This window comes from Pseudomonas laurylsulfatiphila (assembly GCF_002934665.1).
Lineage (GTDB): Bacteria > Pseudomonadota > Gammaproteobacteria > Pseudomonadales > Pseudomonadaceae > Aquipseudomonas > Aquipseudomonas laurylsulfatiphila.
In genome coordinates this window covers 184615-199518 of record NZ_NIRS01000002.1, presented here as the reverse complement: position 1 = coordinate 199518, position 14904 = coordinate 184615, and the positions used below count along the sequence as shown (strand labels likewise).

General features: G+C 63.7%; 11 protein-coding genes. All 11 read left to right on the top strand.

The window, feature by feature from the left end:
• The first annotated feature begins 409 nt into the window (after positions 1-409).
• Positions 410-1201 carry an enoyl-CoA hydratase/isomerase family protein gene (locus CD175_RS06815; protein WP_104448248.1) on the top strand — a complete coding sequence of 264 codons (792 nt, stop codon included), beginning with the start codon at positions 410-412 and terminating at the stop codon, positions 1199-1201.
• 86 nt (positions 1202-1287) lie between these two features.
• Positions 1288-2448 carry an acyl-CoA dehydrogenase family protein gene (locus CD175_RS06810; protein WP_007981552.1) on the top strand — a complete coding sequence of 387 codons (1161 nt, stop codon included), beginning with the start codon at positions 1288-1290 and terminating at the stop codon, positions 2446-2448.
• An 18-nt stretch (positions 2449-2466) separates the two neighbouring features.
• A complete protein-coding gene (locus CD175_RS06805; RefSeq protein WP_104448247.1) occupies positions 2467-4566 on the top strand; it encodes an acetate--CoA ligase family protein in 2100 nt (699 codons plus the stop codon).
• Positions 4567-4576: 10 nt separating this feature from the next.
• Positions 4577-6184, top strand: a complete 1608-nt coding sequence (locus CD175_RS06800; RefSeq protein ID WP_104448829.1) for a 5-guanidino-2-oxopentanoate decarboxylase — start codon at positions 4577-4579, stop codon at positions 6182-6184.
• Between the two features lie 24 nt (positions 6185-6208).
• Complete coding sequence (locus CD175_RS06795; RefSeq protein ID WP_104448246.1) at positions 6209-7399, top strand: pyridoxal phosphate-dependent aminotransferase; 1191 nt, start codon at positions 6209-6211, stop codon at positions 7397-7399.
• The gene (locus tag CD175_RS06790) at positions 7392-8807 is read left to right on the top strand and encodes an aldehyde dehydrogenase family protein (protein ID WP_104448245.1); all 1416 of its coding nucleotides are present in this window, start codon (positions 7392-7394) and stop codon (positions 8805-8807) included. The genes CD175_RS06795 and CD175_RS06790 overlap by 8 nt, the downstream gene beginning before the upstream one ends.
• Positions 8808-8906: 99 nt before the next feature.
• Entirely contained in the window at positions 8907-10508 is a 1602-nt protein-coding gene (locus CD175_RS06785) for an ABC transporter substrate-binding protein (protein WP_104448244.1), read from the top strand.
• A 157-nt stretch (positions 10509-10665) separates the two neighbouring features.
• The gene (locus CD175_RS06780; protein WP_104448243.1) at positions 10666-11625 is read left to right on the top strand and encodes an ABC transporter permease; all 960 of its coding nucleotides are present in this window, start codon (positions 10666-10668) and stop codon (positions 11623-11625) included.
• Positions 11626-11628: 3 nt separating this feature from the next.
• Positions 11629-12456, top strand: coding sequence for an ABC transporter permease (locus tag CD175_RS06775; RefSeq protein WP_104448242.1), 828 nt, complete (start codon positions 11629-11631; stop codon positions 12454-12456).
• A 2-nt stretch (positions 12457-12458) separates the two neighbouring features.
• The gene (locus tag CD175_RS06770) at positions 12459-14105 is read left to right on the top strand and encodes an ABC transporter ATP-binding protein (protein ID WP_104448241.1); all 1647 of its coding nucleotides are present in this window, start codon (positions 12459-12461) and stop codon (positions 14103-14105) included.
• Between the two features lie 9 nt (positions 14106-14114).
• Positions 14115-14825, top strand: coding sequence for an NAD(P)H-dependent oxidoreductase (locus CD175_RS06765; protein ID WP_104448240.1), 711 nt, complete (start codon positions 14115-14117; stop codon positions 14823-14825).
• The last annotated feature ends 79 nt before the right edge of the window (positions 14826-14904 follow it).

Below are 14904 nucleotides of genomic sequence, written 5' to 3'. Positions count from 1 at the left end.
CTGTGGGAGCGAGCTTGCTCGCGATGGCGGCATCAGGTTCAACATCACTGTTGACTGATCCACCGCAATCGCGAGCAAGCTCGCTCCCACAGTGGTTTTGTGTTCCCGACAAAATCAAAAGATCGCAGCCTTCGGCAGCTCCTACATTGCTCGGGTACGCCTGTATCCCTGTAGGAGCTGCCGCAGGCTGCGATCCTGGCGTCATCGTGTCCACAGTTGTTCAAAGTTGTAACAAGGCAACCAATGCATCCTCCAGAAAAATAATTAAATCCAATAAAAACAACAGGTTGACTCTGTTTTCAAGCTGTTACAGCCCATTTCCCCACCGATTGCCGCCTTACTGAACACTCGTTTAGTATGGCCTCAAGTCGCATCACCTCAGACCAATCACAATAATTCGAGGATTCCCATGACCACTCAATCGTCGCTGCTCAGCCAGGTCGAAGCAGGCGTTGCCTGGATCACCCTCAATCGCACTGCCCAGCGCAATGCGCTGGATGTTCCGACGCTGAAAAACCTGCACGCCTTGCTCGACGGTTTCAACGCCGATCCAGCGGTGCGCGTGGTGGTATTGACGGGCAGTGGCCGCAGCTTCTGCGCGGGTGCCGACCTCGATGAATGGGCGGATGCCGAAGCCCGGGGCGCACTGGAAACCTACGGCTGGACCGAGACCGCCCACGCCTTGATGACTCGCCTGCACAGTCTGGAAAAAACCACTATCGCCGCCATCAACGGCACCGCCGTCGGTGCCGGGATGGACCTGACCCTATGCTGCGACCTGCGCATTGCCGGCCAGTCGGCACGCTTCAAGGCCGGCTACACCAGCATGGCGTACTCGCCGGATGCCGGCGCCAGTTGGCACCTGCCGCGCCTGATCGGCAGCGAAAAAGCCAAGCGCCTGCTGTTCCTCGATGAGCTGTGGGGTGCTGACCGTGCCCTCGACGCCGGCCTGGTCGGCGATGTCTGTGCCGACGATCAGTTGCTGACGGTCACCAGCGAACTGGCCGCACGCCTGGCCGCCGGGCCGACGTTCGCCTTCGCCCAGACCAAAAAACTCATGCGTGAAGGCGCCGATCGCAGCCTGGCGGAACAACTGCAAGCCGAACTCGCCGCGGGCCTGCTCTGCGGTCGCAGTGAGGACGGCAACGAAGCCCTGCGCGCCGCCATGGAAAAACGTCCGGCGAACTTTGTCGGCCGCTAATCGCAGCCGGCCTGTAGGCGCTGGCTTGCCAGTGATCGCCTTCAGCCTCGCACACCATTCTTTTTGAACGAACAACAGGTAGCACCATGAATTTCCAACTGACCCAAGAACAAGAAATGTTGGTGGACTCGGTACGCAGCTTCGTCGAGAAGGAACTGCTGCCCTATGAAGAGCAAGTCGACCGCGCCGACGAGGTGTCCCCGGAGCTGGCGGCGCAGATTCGCGGCAAGGCGATCGCTGCCGGGTTCTACGCCTTCAACATGCCCGAAGAAGTGGGCGGCGGTGGCCTGGACTACCTGTCCCAGGCGCTGATCGAACGTGAGCTGTCCAAAGTGTCCTGGGCGCTGCACGTGTTCGTCGCCCGGCCGTCGAAAATCCTCATGGCCTGCACCGGCGACCAGATCAACGACTACCTGTTACCGTGCATCCAGGGCGAGAAAATCGACTGCTTCGCCCTGACCGAGCCGGGCGCCGGTTCCGATGCCAATGCGATCAAGACCCGCGCCGTGCGTGAAGGCGACGACTTCATTCTCAATGGCAGCAAGCATTTCATCAGTCACGCCGGGCATGCCGACTTCGCCATCGTCTTCGCCGTGACCGACACCTACGAACACAACGGCAAAAAGCGTAACGCCGTGACCTCGTTCCTGGTCGACCGCAACACCCCGGGCATGACCATCCGCCGTGGACCCAAGTGCGTGAGCAACCGGGGTTACCACACCTTCGAAATGTTCTTCGACGACTGCCGCGTACCGGCCAGCAAAGTGCTGGGCGAAGTCGGCAAAGGCTGGGATGTGGCCAACGCCTGGCTGACCGCCGGGCGCGTGATGGTCGCGGCCAACTGCGTCGGTCAGGCCCAGCGTGCACTCGACGTGTCGCTGCAATGGGCGGCGGACCGCAAGCAATTCGGCCAGCCGATCGGTACTTACCAGGGCGTGTCGTTCAAGTTGGCCGACATGGCCACGCAAATCCGCGCCGCCGAACTGCTGACCCTGCACACCGCGTGGAAAATGGACCAGGGCACCATGACCGATGGCGAAGCCGGCATGGCCAAGCTGTTCGCCAGTGAAGTGCTCGGCCGTACCGCCGACGAAGCGGTGCAGATTTTCGGTGGCATGGGCCTGATGGACGAAGGTCCGGTGGAGCGCATCTGGCGCAACGCACGGATCGAACGGATCTGGGAAGGCACCTCGGAAATCCAGCGCCACATCATTTCCCGCGAGCTGCTGCGGCCGCTGCTGCGCTGATCGGCCCGGAGAATTCCTATGTCCCAAACCATTCGTGACAACCTCAAACGCATGCTCGCGCCGCAACACGTGGCGTTTGTCGGCGGCCGCAGCATGGCGCGCGCCCTCAAGCGCTGTGCTGAGGGCGGCTACCCAGGGCAGATGTGGCTGGTCAATCCGCAGCACGACAGCCTCGAAGGCGTACCCTGCGTGCGCAGCATCGCCGAGTTGCCTTGCGGCCCGGACGCGGTATTCATCGCCACCAACCGCGAACTGACCCTGACCTGCGTGGCCGAACTGGCCGCCATCGGCGCGGGCGGCGCGATCTGCTACGCCTCGGGTTTCGCCGAAACCGGCGCCGAAGGCCAGGCCCTGCAACAGCAATTGCTCAAGGCCGCTGGCGACATGGCGCTGCTCGGCCCTAACTGCTACGGCGTGCTCGACTACCTGCACAGCTCCGCGCTGTGGCCGGTGGCCCATGGCGGCAAAGCGGTGGAGAAGGGCGTGGCGGTGCTGACCCAGAGCGGTAACTTCGCCTACAACCTGTCCATGAGCGACCGCTCGCTGCCGGTGGCCTACATGGCCTCGGTGGGCAACCAGGCGCAACTGGGCGTGGCTGAGTTGATGGACGTGTTGCTCGACGAACCGCGGGTCACCGCCATCGGCCTGCACCTCGAAGGCCTGAAGAACGTCCCGGGTTTTGCCCGTGCCGCGCACAAGGCGCTGGAGAAGGGCATCCCGATCATCGCCCTGAAAACCGGCGTGTCGCAGATCGGCGCCGAACTGGCCTTGAGTCACACCAGCTCGCTGTCCGGCTCCGATGCGCTGTACGACGCGCTGTTCGACCGTCTCGGGGTGATCCGCGTCAGCGGCCCGGTGAGTTTTGTCGAAACCCTCAAGGCCGCGGCCTGCGGCAACCTGCCAGCGGGTAACAGCCTGATCGCGCTGGCCTGTTCCGGCGGTGACGCCGGCCTGATTGCCGACTACGCCGAGCGCAACGAACTGGGCCTGCCGAAACTCGATCAAGGGCAGGTCGGCGAACTCGCGCACGTGCTGCCGACCTACGCCAACCTGGTCAACCCGCTGGATTTCACCACGGCGATCTGGGGTGACGGCGAAGCCTTGAACCGCATGCTCGACAGCGCCCTGCGTACCGAAGCCGACGCGGCGATGCTGGTGCTCGACTACCCGTCGGAGTTCACCGGCGAGCGCAAGGAGTGCGACCTGCTACTGGAGCTGTACTGCGCGGCACTGCAGCGCCACGGCAAGACCGGTTTCGTGACTTCGGCCTTCCCCGAATTGCTGCCGGCCCATGCCCGTGAGCGTCTGCACGCACAAGGCGTCGCGGCCTTGCAGGGCGTGGAAGACGGGCTGGCCGCGTGGGGCCGCATCGCCGGTTATCAGCGCAATCGCCAGGCCTTGCTGGCTCTGGGCGAATCGGCGCTGGTGCCGCTGTGCCCGCATGCGTTGGAAGGCGAGGGGCGCTTGCTCAATGAATGGGATTCCAAACAGGCGTTGAAAGCCTTCGGCCTGCCGACGCCAAACGGCGTATTGAGCACCCCGGAACAGGCCCTGAAGGATGCCGAGTCACTGGGCTATCCGCTGGTCTTGAAAGCCGTCAGCGCACAGCTGCCGCACAAGACCGAGGCCGGCGCCGTGGCGTTGAACCTCAAGGATGGCGCGGCGTTGAGCGCGGCGCTGGAGAAGATGCGCGCCAGCATCGCCGCCTACGCCCCGGGCGTAGCCTTCGATCAACTGTTGCTCGAGCCCATGGCCAAACCGCCACTGGCTGAGCTGATCGTCGGCATCAAGCGCGAAAACGATTTCGGCCTCGCGCTGGTGATCGGTGCCGGCGGCATTCTGGTGGAGTTGCTCAAGGACAGTCGCAGCCTGTTGCTGCCGACCACCGACGGTGCGATCCGCAATGCCTTGCTCAGCCTGCGCAGCGCCGCGTTGCTGCAAGGCTTCCGTGGCCGTGAGTCTGCTGACTTCGACGCCCTGGTGACGGCGATCCGCGCCGTGGCCGACTACGCCTGCGAAAACGCCGCGCAACTGCTGGAACTCGATGTGAACCCATTGTTGGTCGGTGCCCAGGGCACGACTGCGGTCGATGCGTTGATTCGCCTCGGCCACGAGTGAGGACATGAACATGCAAAGCAAAACCTTGACCGGCGGCCAGGCCCTGGTGCGCCTGTTGGCCAACTACGGCGTCGATACCGTGTTCGGCATCCCCGGCGTACACACCCTGGAGCTGTATCGCGGCTTGCCCGGCAGCGGCATTCGCCACGTGCTGACCCGTCATGAGCAGGGCGCCAGCTTCATGGCCGACGGTTATGCCCGGGTCAGCGGCAAACCCGGCGTGTGCTTTGTCATCACCGGCCCCGGCGTGACCAACGCCGCCACCGGTATCGGCCAGGCCTATGCCGATTCGATTCCGATGCTGGTGATTTCCAGCGTCAACCACAGCGCCAGCCTGGGCAAGGGTTGGGGCAGCCTGCACGAGTGTCAGGATCAACGGGCGATGACTGCGCCGATCACGGCGTTCTCGGCCGTAGCGCTGACCGCCGAAGACCTGCCGGAACTGGTCGCCCGTGCCTACGCGGTGTTCGACAGCGAGCGGCCGCGCCCGGTGCACATCTCGGTGCCGCTGGACGTGTTGGCGGCGCCGATTGCCCGTGACTGGAGCAACGAGGTGGTGCGTCGTCCGGGCCGTGGTCCGGCATCCGCCACTGCGCTTGACCAGGCCGTGGCCAAACTCAACGCGGCCAAACGCCCGATGATCATCGCCGGTGGTGGTGCACTCAATGCCGTGCAGGAACTGAGCGAACTCAGCACGCGTCTCGCTGCACCACTGTTCACTAGCGTCGCCGGCAAGGGCCTGCTGCCACCGGATGCACCGCTCAACGCCGGTTCCTCCCTGTGTGTGGAGCCGGGCTGGAACCTGATCGCCGAGGCCGACGTGGTGCTGGCGGTTGGCACCGAAATGGCCGACACCGACTTCTGGCGCGAACGCCTGCCGCTCAAGGGTGAACTGCTGCGTGTCGATATCGACCCGCGCAAATTCAACGACTTCTATCCCTGCGCAGTGGCCTTGCATGGCGATGCACAACAAACCCTCAGCGGTTTGCTTGAGCGCCTGCCATCGGACGTGCGTGATGCCGGCACTGCGATAGCCTCGGTTGCCGCGTTGCGCGAAGCGGTCAAGGCCAGTCATGGCCCATTGCAGTCCATCCATCAGGCGATTCTCGAGCGTATTGCTGCTGAACTGCCGGAAAACGCCTTCATCAGCACCGACATGACCCAGCTTGCGTATACGGGTAACTACGCCTTTGACAGCCTGGCCATCCGCAGCTGGCTGCACCCGACCGGCTACGGCACCTTGGGTTATGGATTGCCGGCGGGGATCGGCGCCAAGTTCGGCGCACCGCAACGGCCCGGTCTGGTACTGGTCGGCGACGGTGGTTTCCTCTACACCGCGCAGGAACTGGCGACGGCCGTCGAAGAGCTGGACAGCCCGCTGGTGGTGCTGCTGTGGAACAACGACGCCCTGGGGCAGATCCGCGACGACATGCTCGGCCTGGACATCGAACCCATCGGCGTACTGCCGCGCAATCCGGATTTCGCAGCCCTCGCGCGTGCGTTCGGTTGCACGGTGAACCAGCCGCAAAGCCTGGCCGAGTTGCAGACCGACTTGCGCCACGGCTTCAAGCGCAACGGCGTGACCTTGATCGAACTCAAGCATGCCTGCGCGCACTGATCTGTATTTGAAGGGGACGAAGCCATGCGCTTTTCCGATCTGACTCAACGTATTGCCGGTGATGGCGCTGCCGCGTGGGATATTCACTACCGCGCCCTGGCGCTGCGCGAGCAGGGCCAGGACATTTTGCTGCTGTCCGTGGGCGACCCGGATTTCGACACGCCACAGCCCATCGTGCAGGGCGCTATCGACAGCCTGCTGGGCGGCAATACCCATTACGCCGAGGTGCGCGGCAAGCGTGCCCTGCGTGAGGCCATTGCCAGGCGTCATCAACAACGCAGCGGCCAAAGCGTTTCGGCCGATCAGGTCACCGTGCTGGCCGGGGCGCAATGTGCGCTGTTCAGCGTGGCCCAATGCGTGCTCAATCCCGGTGACGAGGTGATCGTCGCCGAACCCATGTACGTCACCTACGAAGCCGTGTTCGGTGCCTGCGGCGCCGTGGTGGTGCCGGTGCCGGTGCGTTCGGAAAACGGCTTCCGGGTGTTGCCTGAAGATGTCGCCGCACGCATCACGCCGCGCACCCGGGCCCTGGCGCTGAACAGTCCGCACAACCCGTCCGGCGCCAGTCTGCCGCGCAGCACCTGGGCCGCTCTGGCCGAGTTGTGCATTGCCCACGACCTGTGGCTGATTTCCGACGAGGTCTACAGCGAACTGCTGTTCGAAGGCGAGCACGTCAGCCCGGCGAGCCTGCCGGGCATGGCCGAGCGCACCGCGACCCTCAACAGCCTGTCGAAATCCCACGCCATGACCGGCTGGCGCGTCGGCTGGGTGGTGGCGCCACCGTCCCTCGCTGCGCACCTGGAAAACCTCGCGCTGTGCATGCTCTACGGCTCGCCGGATTTCATTCAGGACGCTGCCGTGGTGGCCCTGGAAAGCAACCTGCCGGAACTGGAGGCCATGCGCGAAGCCTATCGCCAGCGTCGCGACCTGGTGTGCGACAGCCTGGCCGATTGCCCAGGCGTGCGGGCGTTGAAACCTGACGGCGGCATGTTCGTGATGCTCGATATCCGCCAGACCGGGCTCAGTGCCCAGGCGTTTGCCGACCGTCTGCTGGATCGCCACGGTGTGTCGGTATTGGCGGGCGAGGCCTTTGGTCCGAGCGCGGCGGGGCACATTCGACTCGGTCTGGTGGTCGGCGCCGAACCGTTGCGCGATGCCTGCCAGCGCATTGCCCGTTGTGCCCAGGAATTGATGGAGGCCCAGGTTCATGCTTAATCACAATGCACTGTTTATTGATGGCCGCTGGCAAAAACCGTCGGGGCAGGGTATCGCCGAGGTGATCAACCCGGCCACCGAGGAAGTCTGCGGCAGTGTTCCGCTCGGTGATGAACTCGATGTCGAAAACGCTGTGGCAGCTGCGCGCCGGGCCTTCGACTCATGGTCACGCACTCCCTCCAGCGTGCGCGCCGGTTACATCCGTGCACTGGCCGATCAACTGCGCAATCGTGCCGATGAGATGGCCGCGGTCATCACCACTGAACTTGGCATGCCAGTGCAATGGTGCCGCTCGGTGCAGGTCGACGGGCCGATCGCTGGCCTTGAGCAGTACGTCGAACTGGCTCATCTGATGGACGAGGTGCGCGAAGTCGGCAATTCGCTGGTGATCCGCGAGGCCGTGGGTGTCTGCGCGTTCATCAACCCGTGGAATTACCCGCTGCACCAGTTGATCGGCAAACTCGCCCCGGCTCTGGCCGCCGGTTGCACCGTGGTGGTCAAGCCGAGCCAGGAAACCCCGCTGCATGCGTTCCTGCTGGCGCAGATGATAGAAGACATCGGCTTGCCGGCCGGGGTGTTCAACCTGGTCAGTGGGCCGGGCTCGAAAGTCGGCGAAGCGCTGGCCAAACACCCTGACGTGGACATGGTGTCGTTCACCGGCTCCACCGGCGCGGGCGTTCGCGTCGCACAAGCGGCGGCGCCTTCAGTGAAGCGTGTGTGCCTGGAACTGGGCGGCAAGTCGCCGCTGCTGATTGCCGAGGATGCGGACCTGGACGCGGCCGTGCGCTACGGCGTGCAGGACGTGATGATCAACTCCGGCCAGACCTGCACCGCGCTGACCCGCATGCTGCTGCCGGCCAGCCGCTATGCCGAAGCCGTGGAAATCGCCCTGCAGGAGACCCTGAGCCTGCGCATGGGCGATCCCCTGGATCCGCAAAGCTTCCTGGGCCCGATGTGTTCCGCGGGGCAAAAACGCACAGTGCTCGATTACATCAAGGTCGGCCAACAGGAAGGCGCACGGCTGCTGTGCGGCGGTGATGCGCCGTCGGCATTCGAGCGCGGCTTCTATGTCAGCCCGACGCTGTTCGCCGATGTCGACAACCGCATGCGCATCGCCCAGGAAGAAATCTTCGGCCCGGTGCTGTGCCTGATTCCCTACGCCGACGAGGCGCAAGCGGTGCAGATCGCCAACGACTCGCCGTTCGGCCTGTCCAGTGGCGTCTGGGCCGGCAGTGCCGAGCGTGCCTTGCACCTGGGCCGGCAGATGCGTGCCGGCCAGTGCTTCCTTAATGGCGCGGCGTTCAATTACCAGGCGCCGTTCGGTGGCTACAAACAATCGGGCAATGGCCGGGAGTGGGGTGAGGAGGGACTCAACGAGTTCGTCGAAGTGAAGGCGATCCAGGTGTGACGGTTGGCGATTCAAATGTTGTATGCACCGGGCCCTGGCCCGGTGTCTTGCGTGGTTTTGAACCGGTAATTCATTAGCTTTTTGATCAGGGGCAATGCAATGAGCGATAACAAAAACAAGATTACTCAAGCGAACCATGAATTCAGCTTCCCGCGCAGGGACTTCCTGAAGTACAGCGCGGCAGCCGCGGCGGTGGCCGGGGCGTTCTCCATGGGGTTGCCGTTTGGCGCCTTTGCCGGGGAGGCCACACCAAAACCGGGTGGCGTGTTGCGTCTGGGCCTGGCGGGTGGCAGCACCACGGACTCGAAAGATCCGGGTTCCTGGTCTGACACCTTCACCTTCGTCGGCTTCTCGGCGGTCTATAACACCCTGACCGAAATTGCCGTCGACGGCAGCGCCATTCCCGAACTGGCCGAAAGCTGGACCTCGACCCCGGACGCGCGCGTCTGGACTTTCAAGATTCGTCAGGGCGTGACCTTCCACAACGGCAAGACCCTGACCGCGGAGGACGTGGTGGCGTCGATCCAGCATCACCTCGGCGAGAAATCCACCTCGGCGGCCAAGACCGTGCTGGGCGACGTGGCCAAAGTCAGTGCCAACGGCAGCGACAGCGTGGTGTTCGAACTGCATTCGGGCAACGCCGACTTCTCCTATGTGGTTGCCGATTACCACCTGGCGATCATGCCGAGCAAGGACGGCGCGGCGGACTGGCAGGCCGGCGCCGGCACCGGTGGCTATCGCCTCAAGGACTTCGAGCCGGGCTTGCGCATGACCCTGGAACGCAGCCCCGATTACTGGAAACCGGGCCGCGCGCACTTCGCCAGCGCCGAGTTGATCGCGATCTCCGACGGCGCGGCACGGGTCAATGCGCTGGTCACCGGGCAAGTGGATGTGATCAACAAGGTCGACCTGAAAACCGTCGCGCTGCTCAAGCGCAACCCGAACCTGGTCATCGAAGAAACCAAAGGCGCCCAGCACTACACCTTCCCGATGCTCACCGACAGCCAGGTATTCCTGAACAACGACGTGCGCCTGGCGATGAAGCACGCGATCAACCGCGAAACCCTACTGGCTTCGGTGCTGCACGGCTATGGCCTGGTGGGCAACGACCACCCGATCCAGCCCGGCAGCCGTTTCATCAACACCGCGCTGGAGCAACGCACCTACGATCCGGACAAGTCGCGCTTCTACCTGAAGAAGGCCGGTCTGGATTCGCTCAAGGTGCGCCTGCAAGCCTCCGACGCGGCCTACACCGGCGCGGTGGACGCCTCGGTGCTGTTCAAGGAACAGGCGCGAGCCGCCGGGATCGAGATCGACGTGGTGCGCGAGCCGGCCGATGGCTTCTTCTCCAACGTGTGGATGAAGCAACCCTTCACCACCTCGTTCTGGTACAGCAGCCTGACCGCCGACCGCATGTTCAGCATCGGCTACGCCAAGGGTGCGGCCTGGAACGAAACCCACTGGGACAACCCGCGTTTCAACCAATTGCTCAACGCCGCTCGCGGCGAAATGAACGACCCGCTGCGCCGCGAGATGTACAACGAAATGCAGGCGCTGTGCCGGGACGAAGGCGGGGCGATCGTGCCGCTGTTCGCCAGTTCCGTGGCAGCGCGTTCCAACCGGGTGGTTCACGGCGGGCAGACTGCGCCCTACGGTGAACTGGATGGCCTGCGGGTGATCGAGCGCTGGTGGCAGGCGTAACCCCGGGAACGATGGAAATCCCCTGTAGGAGCTGGCTTGCCAGCGATGACGGTCTGGAGTCTTGCATCGAAAATGAAGACGTCATCGCCGGCAAGCCGGCTCCTACAGTTGGATATTTGCAGTCTTCAAAGGCGTGCCCACTTCAAGGAACCGCACGATGAGAAGTATTTTCAAACTGTTGGGACAGCGCCTCGCATTAGGCCTGCTGTCCCTGTTCGCCGTTTCAGTGATCATCTTCCTGGCCGTCGGCATGCTCCCGGGTGATATCGCCCAGGCCATGCTCGGCCAGTCGGCCACCCCGGAAACCGTGGCGGCCTACCGGGCGCAACTGGGGTTGGATCTGCCGCCGCTCACCCGTTTCGGCCACTGGATCTGGCAGCTGTTGCACGGTGACCTTGGCGTATCGCTGGCCAACCAGCGGCCCATCGCAGAGCTGGTGGGCTCGCGCCTGGGCAACACCTTCAGCCTCGCCTTGCTGGCGGCCCTGGTGTCAGTGCCACTGGCATTGTGTCTGGGGATGCTCGCCGCGCTGTACCGCAACAGCTGGTTCGACCGCTTGCTCAACACCTCGGCCCTGAGCGCGGTGTCGTTCCCCGAGTTCTTCGTTGCCTACATCCTGATCCTGGTGTTCGCGGTGAAGCTCAACTGGTTCCCGAGCATTTCCAACCTGGCGCCCGACGCTTCGTTGGGCACGGTACTGGAACGCTCGGTGTTGCCGGTGGCGACCCTGAGCCTGGTGGTGATCGCGCAGATGATGCGCATGACCCGCGCCTCGTTGATCAACCTGCTGGCCAGTCCGTACATCGAAATGGCCCGGCTCAAGGGCATCAGCCAGTCGCGGATCATCTTGCGCCACGCCTTGCCCAATGCCCTGGCGCCCATCGTCAACGTGGTGGCGTTGAACCTCGCGTACCTGGTGGTCGGCGTGGTGGTGGTCGAGGTGGTGTTTGTCTATCCGGGGCTCGGCCAGTTGCTGGTGGACTCGGTGGCCAAGCGCGACATCCCGGTGGTGCAGGCCTGCAGCCTGATCTTCGCCGCGACCTACATCCTGCTCAACACCAGCGCCGATGTGCTGTCGATTGCCAGCAACCCACGCCTGATGCATCCGAAGGGGTAGACCATGAGCCTGTTAAAACACGTGTGGCGGGCGCCCCTGAGCGCCCAGTTCGGTTTGTTGATGATCCTGCTTTACGTGCTGGTGGCGGTGTTTGCGCCAGTGTTGGCGCCGTTTGGCGAAACCCAGGTGGTGGGCGACGGCTTCACGCCGCGGGGCGGGCAGTTCCTGTTGGGCACCGATAACCTGGGGCGCGACATGTTCAGCCGCCTGGTCTATGGCGCGCGCAACACCCTGGGCATTGCCTTCCTCACCACGGTACTGGCGTTTTTGCTCGGTGGGTCCTGCGGCTTGATCGCGGCGATCAAGGGCGGCTGGGTCGATCAGGGTTTGTCGCGGGTGGTGGACATCCTCATGGCCATACCTCAACTGATCTTCGCCTTGCTGATCCTCAGTGTGGTCGGCACCACGGCGACGTCGCTGGTGTTGGTGATTGCGCTGCTGGATGCGACCCGGGTGTTTCGCCTGTCGCGCGCGGTGGCCATGAACGTGGTGGTGCAGGACTTCGTCGAAGCCGCGCGCCTGCGCGGTGAGGGCCTGTGCTGGCTGGTGACCCGCGAGGTGCTGCCCAACGCCGCGGCGCCGCTGATTGCCGAGTTCGGCCTGCGTTTCTGCTTCGTGTTCCTGTTCATCAGCGCGTTGTCGTTCCTCGGCCTGGGCATTCAACCGCCCACCGCCGACTGGGGCAGCATGGTGCGCGACAACGCCGTGCTGATCACCTTCGGCGACATCAGTCCGTTGCTGCCCGCCCTGGCCGTGGCCTTGATCACGGTCAGCGTCAACTTCGTCGTCGACTGGATGCTGCACAAATCCAGCGGCCTCAAGGAGTGCTGAACATGACGACTGCAAAACCTTTGCTGGAAATCCGTGAGCTGCACATCGAAGGCCATTACGAAGACGCCTGGCATCCGCTGATCAAGGGCATCGACCTGACCCTGCAACGGGGCGAAGTGCTGGGGCTGATCGGCGAGTCCGGCGCGGGCAAGTCGACCCTCGGCCTGTCGGCGATGGGCTACACCCGCGACGGCTGCCGGATCACCGGCGGCTCGGTGCACTTCGACGGCATCGACCTGCTCAAGGCCAAGCCTGAAGCCCTGCGCAAACTGCGGGGGCTGCGCATTGCCTATGTGGCACAGAGTGCGGCGGCCTCGTTCAACCCGGCCCATCGACTGATCGACCAGCACGTCGAAACTGCGGTGAAAAACGGCGGCATGAGTCGCGAACAGGCCATGCGCGAGGCGGTGGAACTGTATCGGGTGCTTCGCTTGCCCAATCCCGAAACCATCGGCCAGCGCTATCCGCATCAGGTCTCCGGCGGCCAGTTGCAGCGGGTCATGACCGCCATGGCCATGGCTTGTCACCCGGACCTGATCATCTTCGACGAACCGACCACGGCGCTGGACGTCACCACCCAGATCGAAGTCCTCGCCGCCATTCGCGATGCCGTGGCGACCTATGGCAGCGCGGCGATCTACATCAGCCACGACCTGGCGGTGGTCGCGCAGATGGCCGACCGCATCATGGTGCTGCGCCACGGCAAACTGGTGGAAGAGGCCGAGACCCGCAAGATGCTCGGCGACCCGCAAGAGGACTACACCAAGTCACTGTGGGCGGTGCGCAGTTTCCGCACCGAGCCCAAGGCAAGTCCGCAACAGGAACAACCGCTGCTGGAACTGCGCAACAGCTTTGCCAGTTACGGCCGGCAACCGGTGCTGCACGACGTATCGTTGAAGCTGTATCGCGGCCAGACCCTGGCGGTGATCGGCGAATCCGGTAGCGGCAAGAGCTCCACGGCGCGGCTGATCACCGGCTTGCTGCCGCCAACTTACGGCCAGGTGCTGTACAACGGCGAACCCTTGCCGGCGGACTTTCGCCAGCGCAGCAAGGAACAACTGCGGCGCATCCAGATGATCTACCAGATCCCCGACACCGCGCTGAACCCGCGTCAGCGCATCGTCGACATCATCGGTCGGCCATTGACGTTTTATCTGGGCCTCAAGGGCAAGGCCATGCGCGCCCGGGTCGCCGAACTGCTGGAGATGATCGAACTCGACCCGGCGACCTTCATGGAGCGTCAACCCCGGGAGCTGTCCGGCGGGCAGAAACAACGCATCTGCATCGCCAGGGCCCTGGCGGCCGATCCGCAACTGATCATCTGCGATGAAGTGACCTCGGCATTGGACCAACTGGTGGCCGAAGGCGTATTGAAATTGCTCAACCGCATCCAGCAACAACTGGGTGTCGCCTACCTGTTCATCACCCACGATGTTGCTACTGTTCGGGCGATTGCCGATGAGGTATTGGTGATGCAACGGGGCAGGGTGGTGGACCACGGCTCGCGCAGCCAGATCTTCACCCCGCCGCATCAGGACTACACCAGGCTGCTGTTTTCTTCCGAACCGCAAATGGACCCCGACTGGCTCGACCGCTTGCTGGCCACACGCGCTTGCACACCTTCAACCGATACGCTGGAACAAGTCTAAGGAACCACCATGAAAGTACTGATCGTCCACGCTCACCCGGAGCCGCAATCCTTCACCGCCGCTCTGCGTGACCAGGCTGTCGCCACGCTCGAAGCCCAGGGCCACGAAGTGCAGGTCAGTGACCTGTACAAAATGAACTGGAACCCGGTGGCCAGCGACGCCGACTTCTCGAATCGGGAAAACCCCGAGTACCTGGTCTATGCCCTGGAACAACGCCTGGGCGTGAAGAGCCAGTCGCTGGCGCCGGACATCCAGGCCGAGCTGGACAAACTGCTGTGGGCCGACCTGCTGATCCTCAACTTCCCGATCTTCTGGTTCTCCACCCCGGCCATGCTCAAGGGCTGGATCGACCGGGTGCTGGTGTCGGGCATCTGCTATGGCGGCAAGCGCTTCTACGATCAGGGCGGATTGGCCGGCAAGAAAGCGCTGGTGACCGTGACCCTGGGCGGTCGGGAACACATGTTCGGTGAGGGCGCGATCCACGGTCCGTTGGAAGACATGCTGCGCCCGATCTTGCGCGGCACGCTGGCTTATGTCGGTTTTGATGTGCTGGAACCCTTCGTGGCCTGGCATGTGCCGTATATCAGCGAAGAGGCGCGCCAGCAGTTCCTGGTTGATTACGGCCAACGCCTGCAACACCTGAGTGATGACCAGCCGTTGGTATTCCCGAAGCTGTCGCAGTTCGATGACAAGCTCTATCCGCTGAGCACCAAGGCCTGACTAACACCACACCCCCCTGTGGGAGCGAGCCTGCTCGCGAATACGGTGGCACAGTCAACATTGATGTCGGCTGACCCAC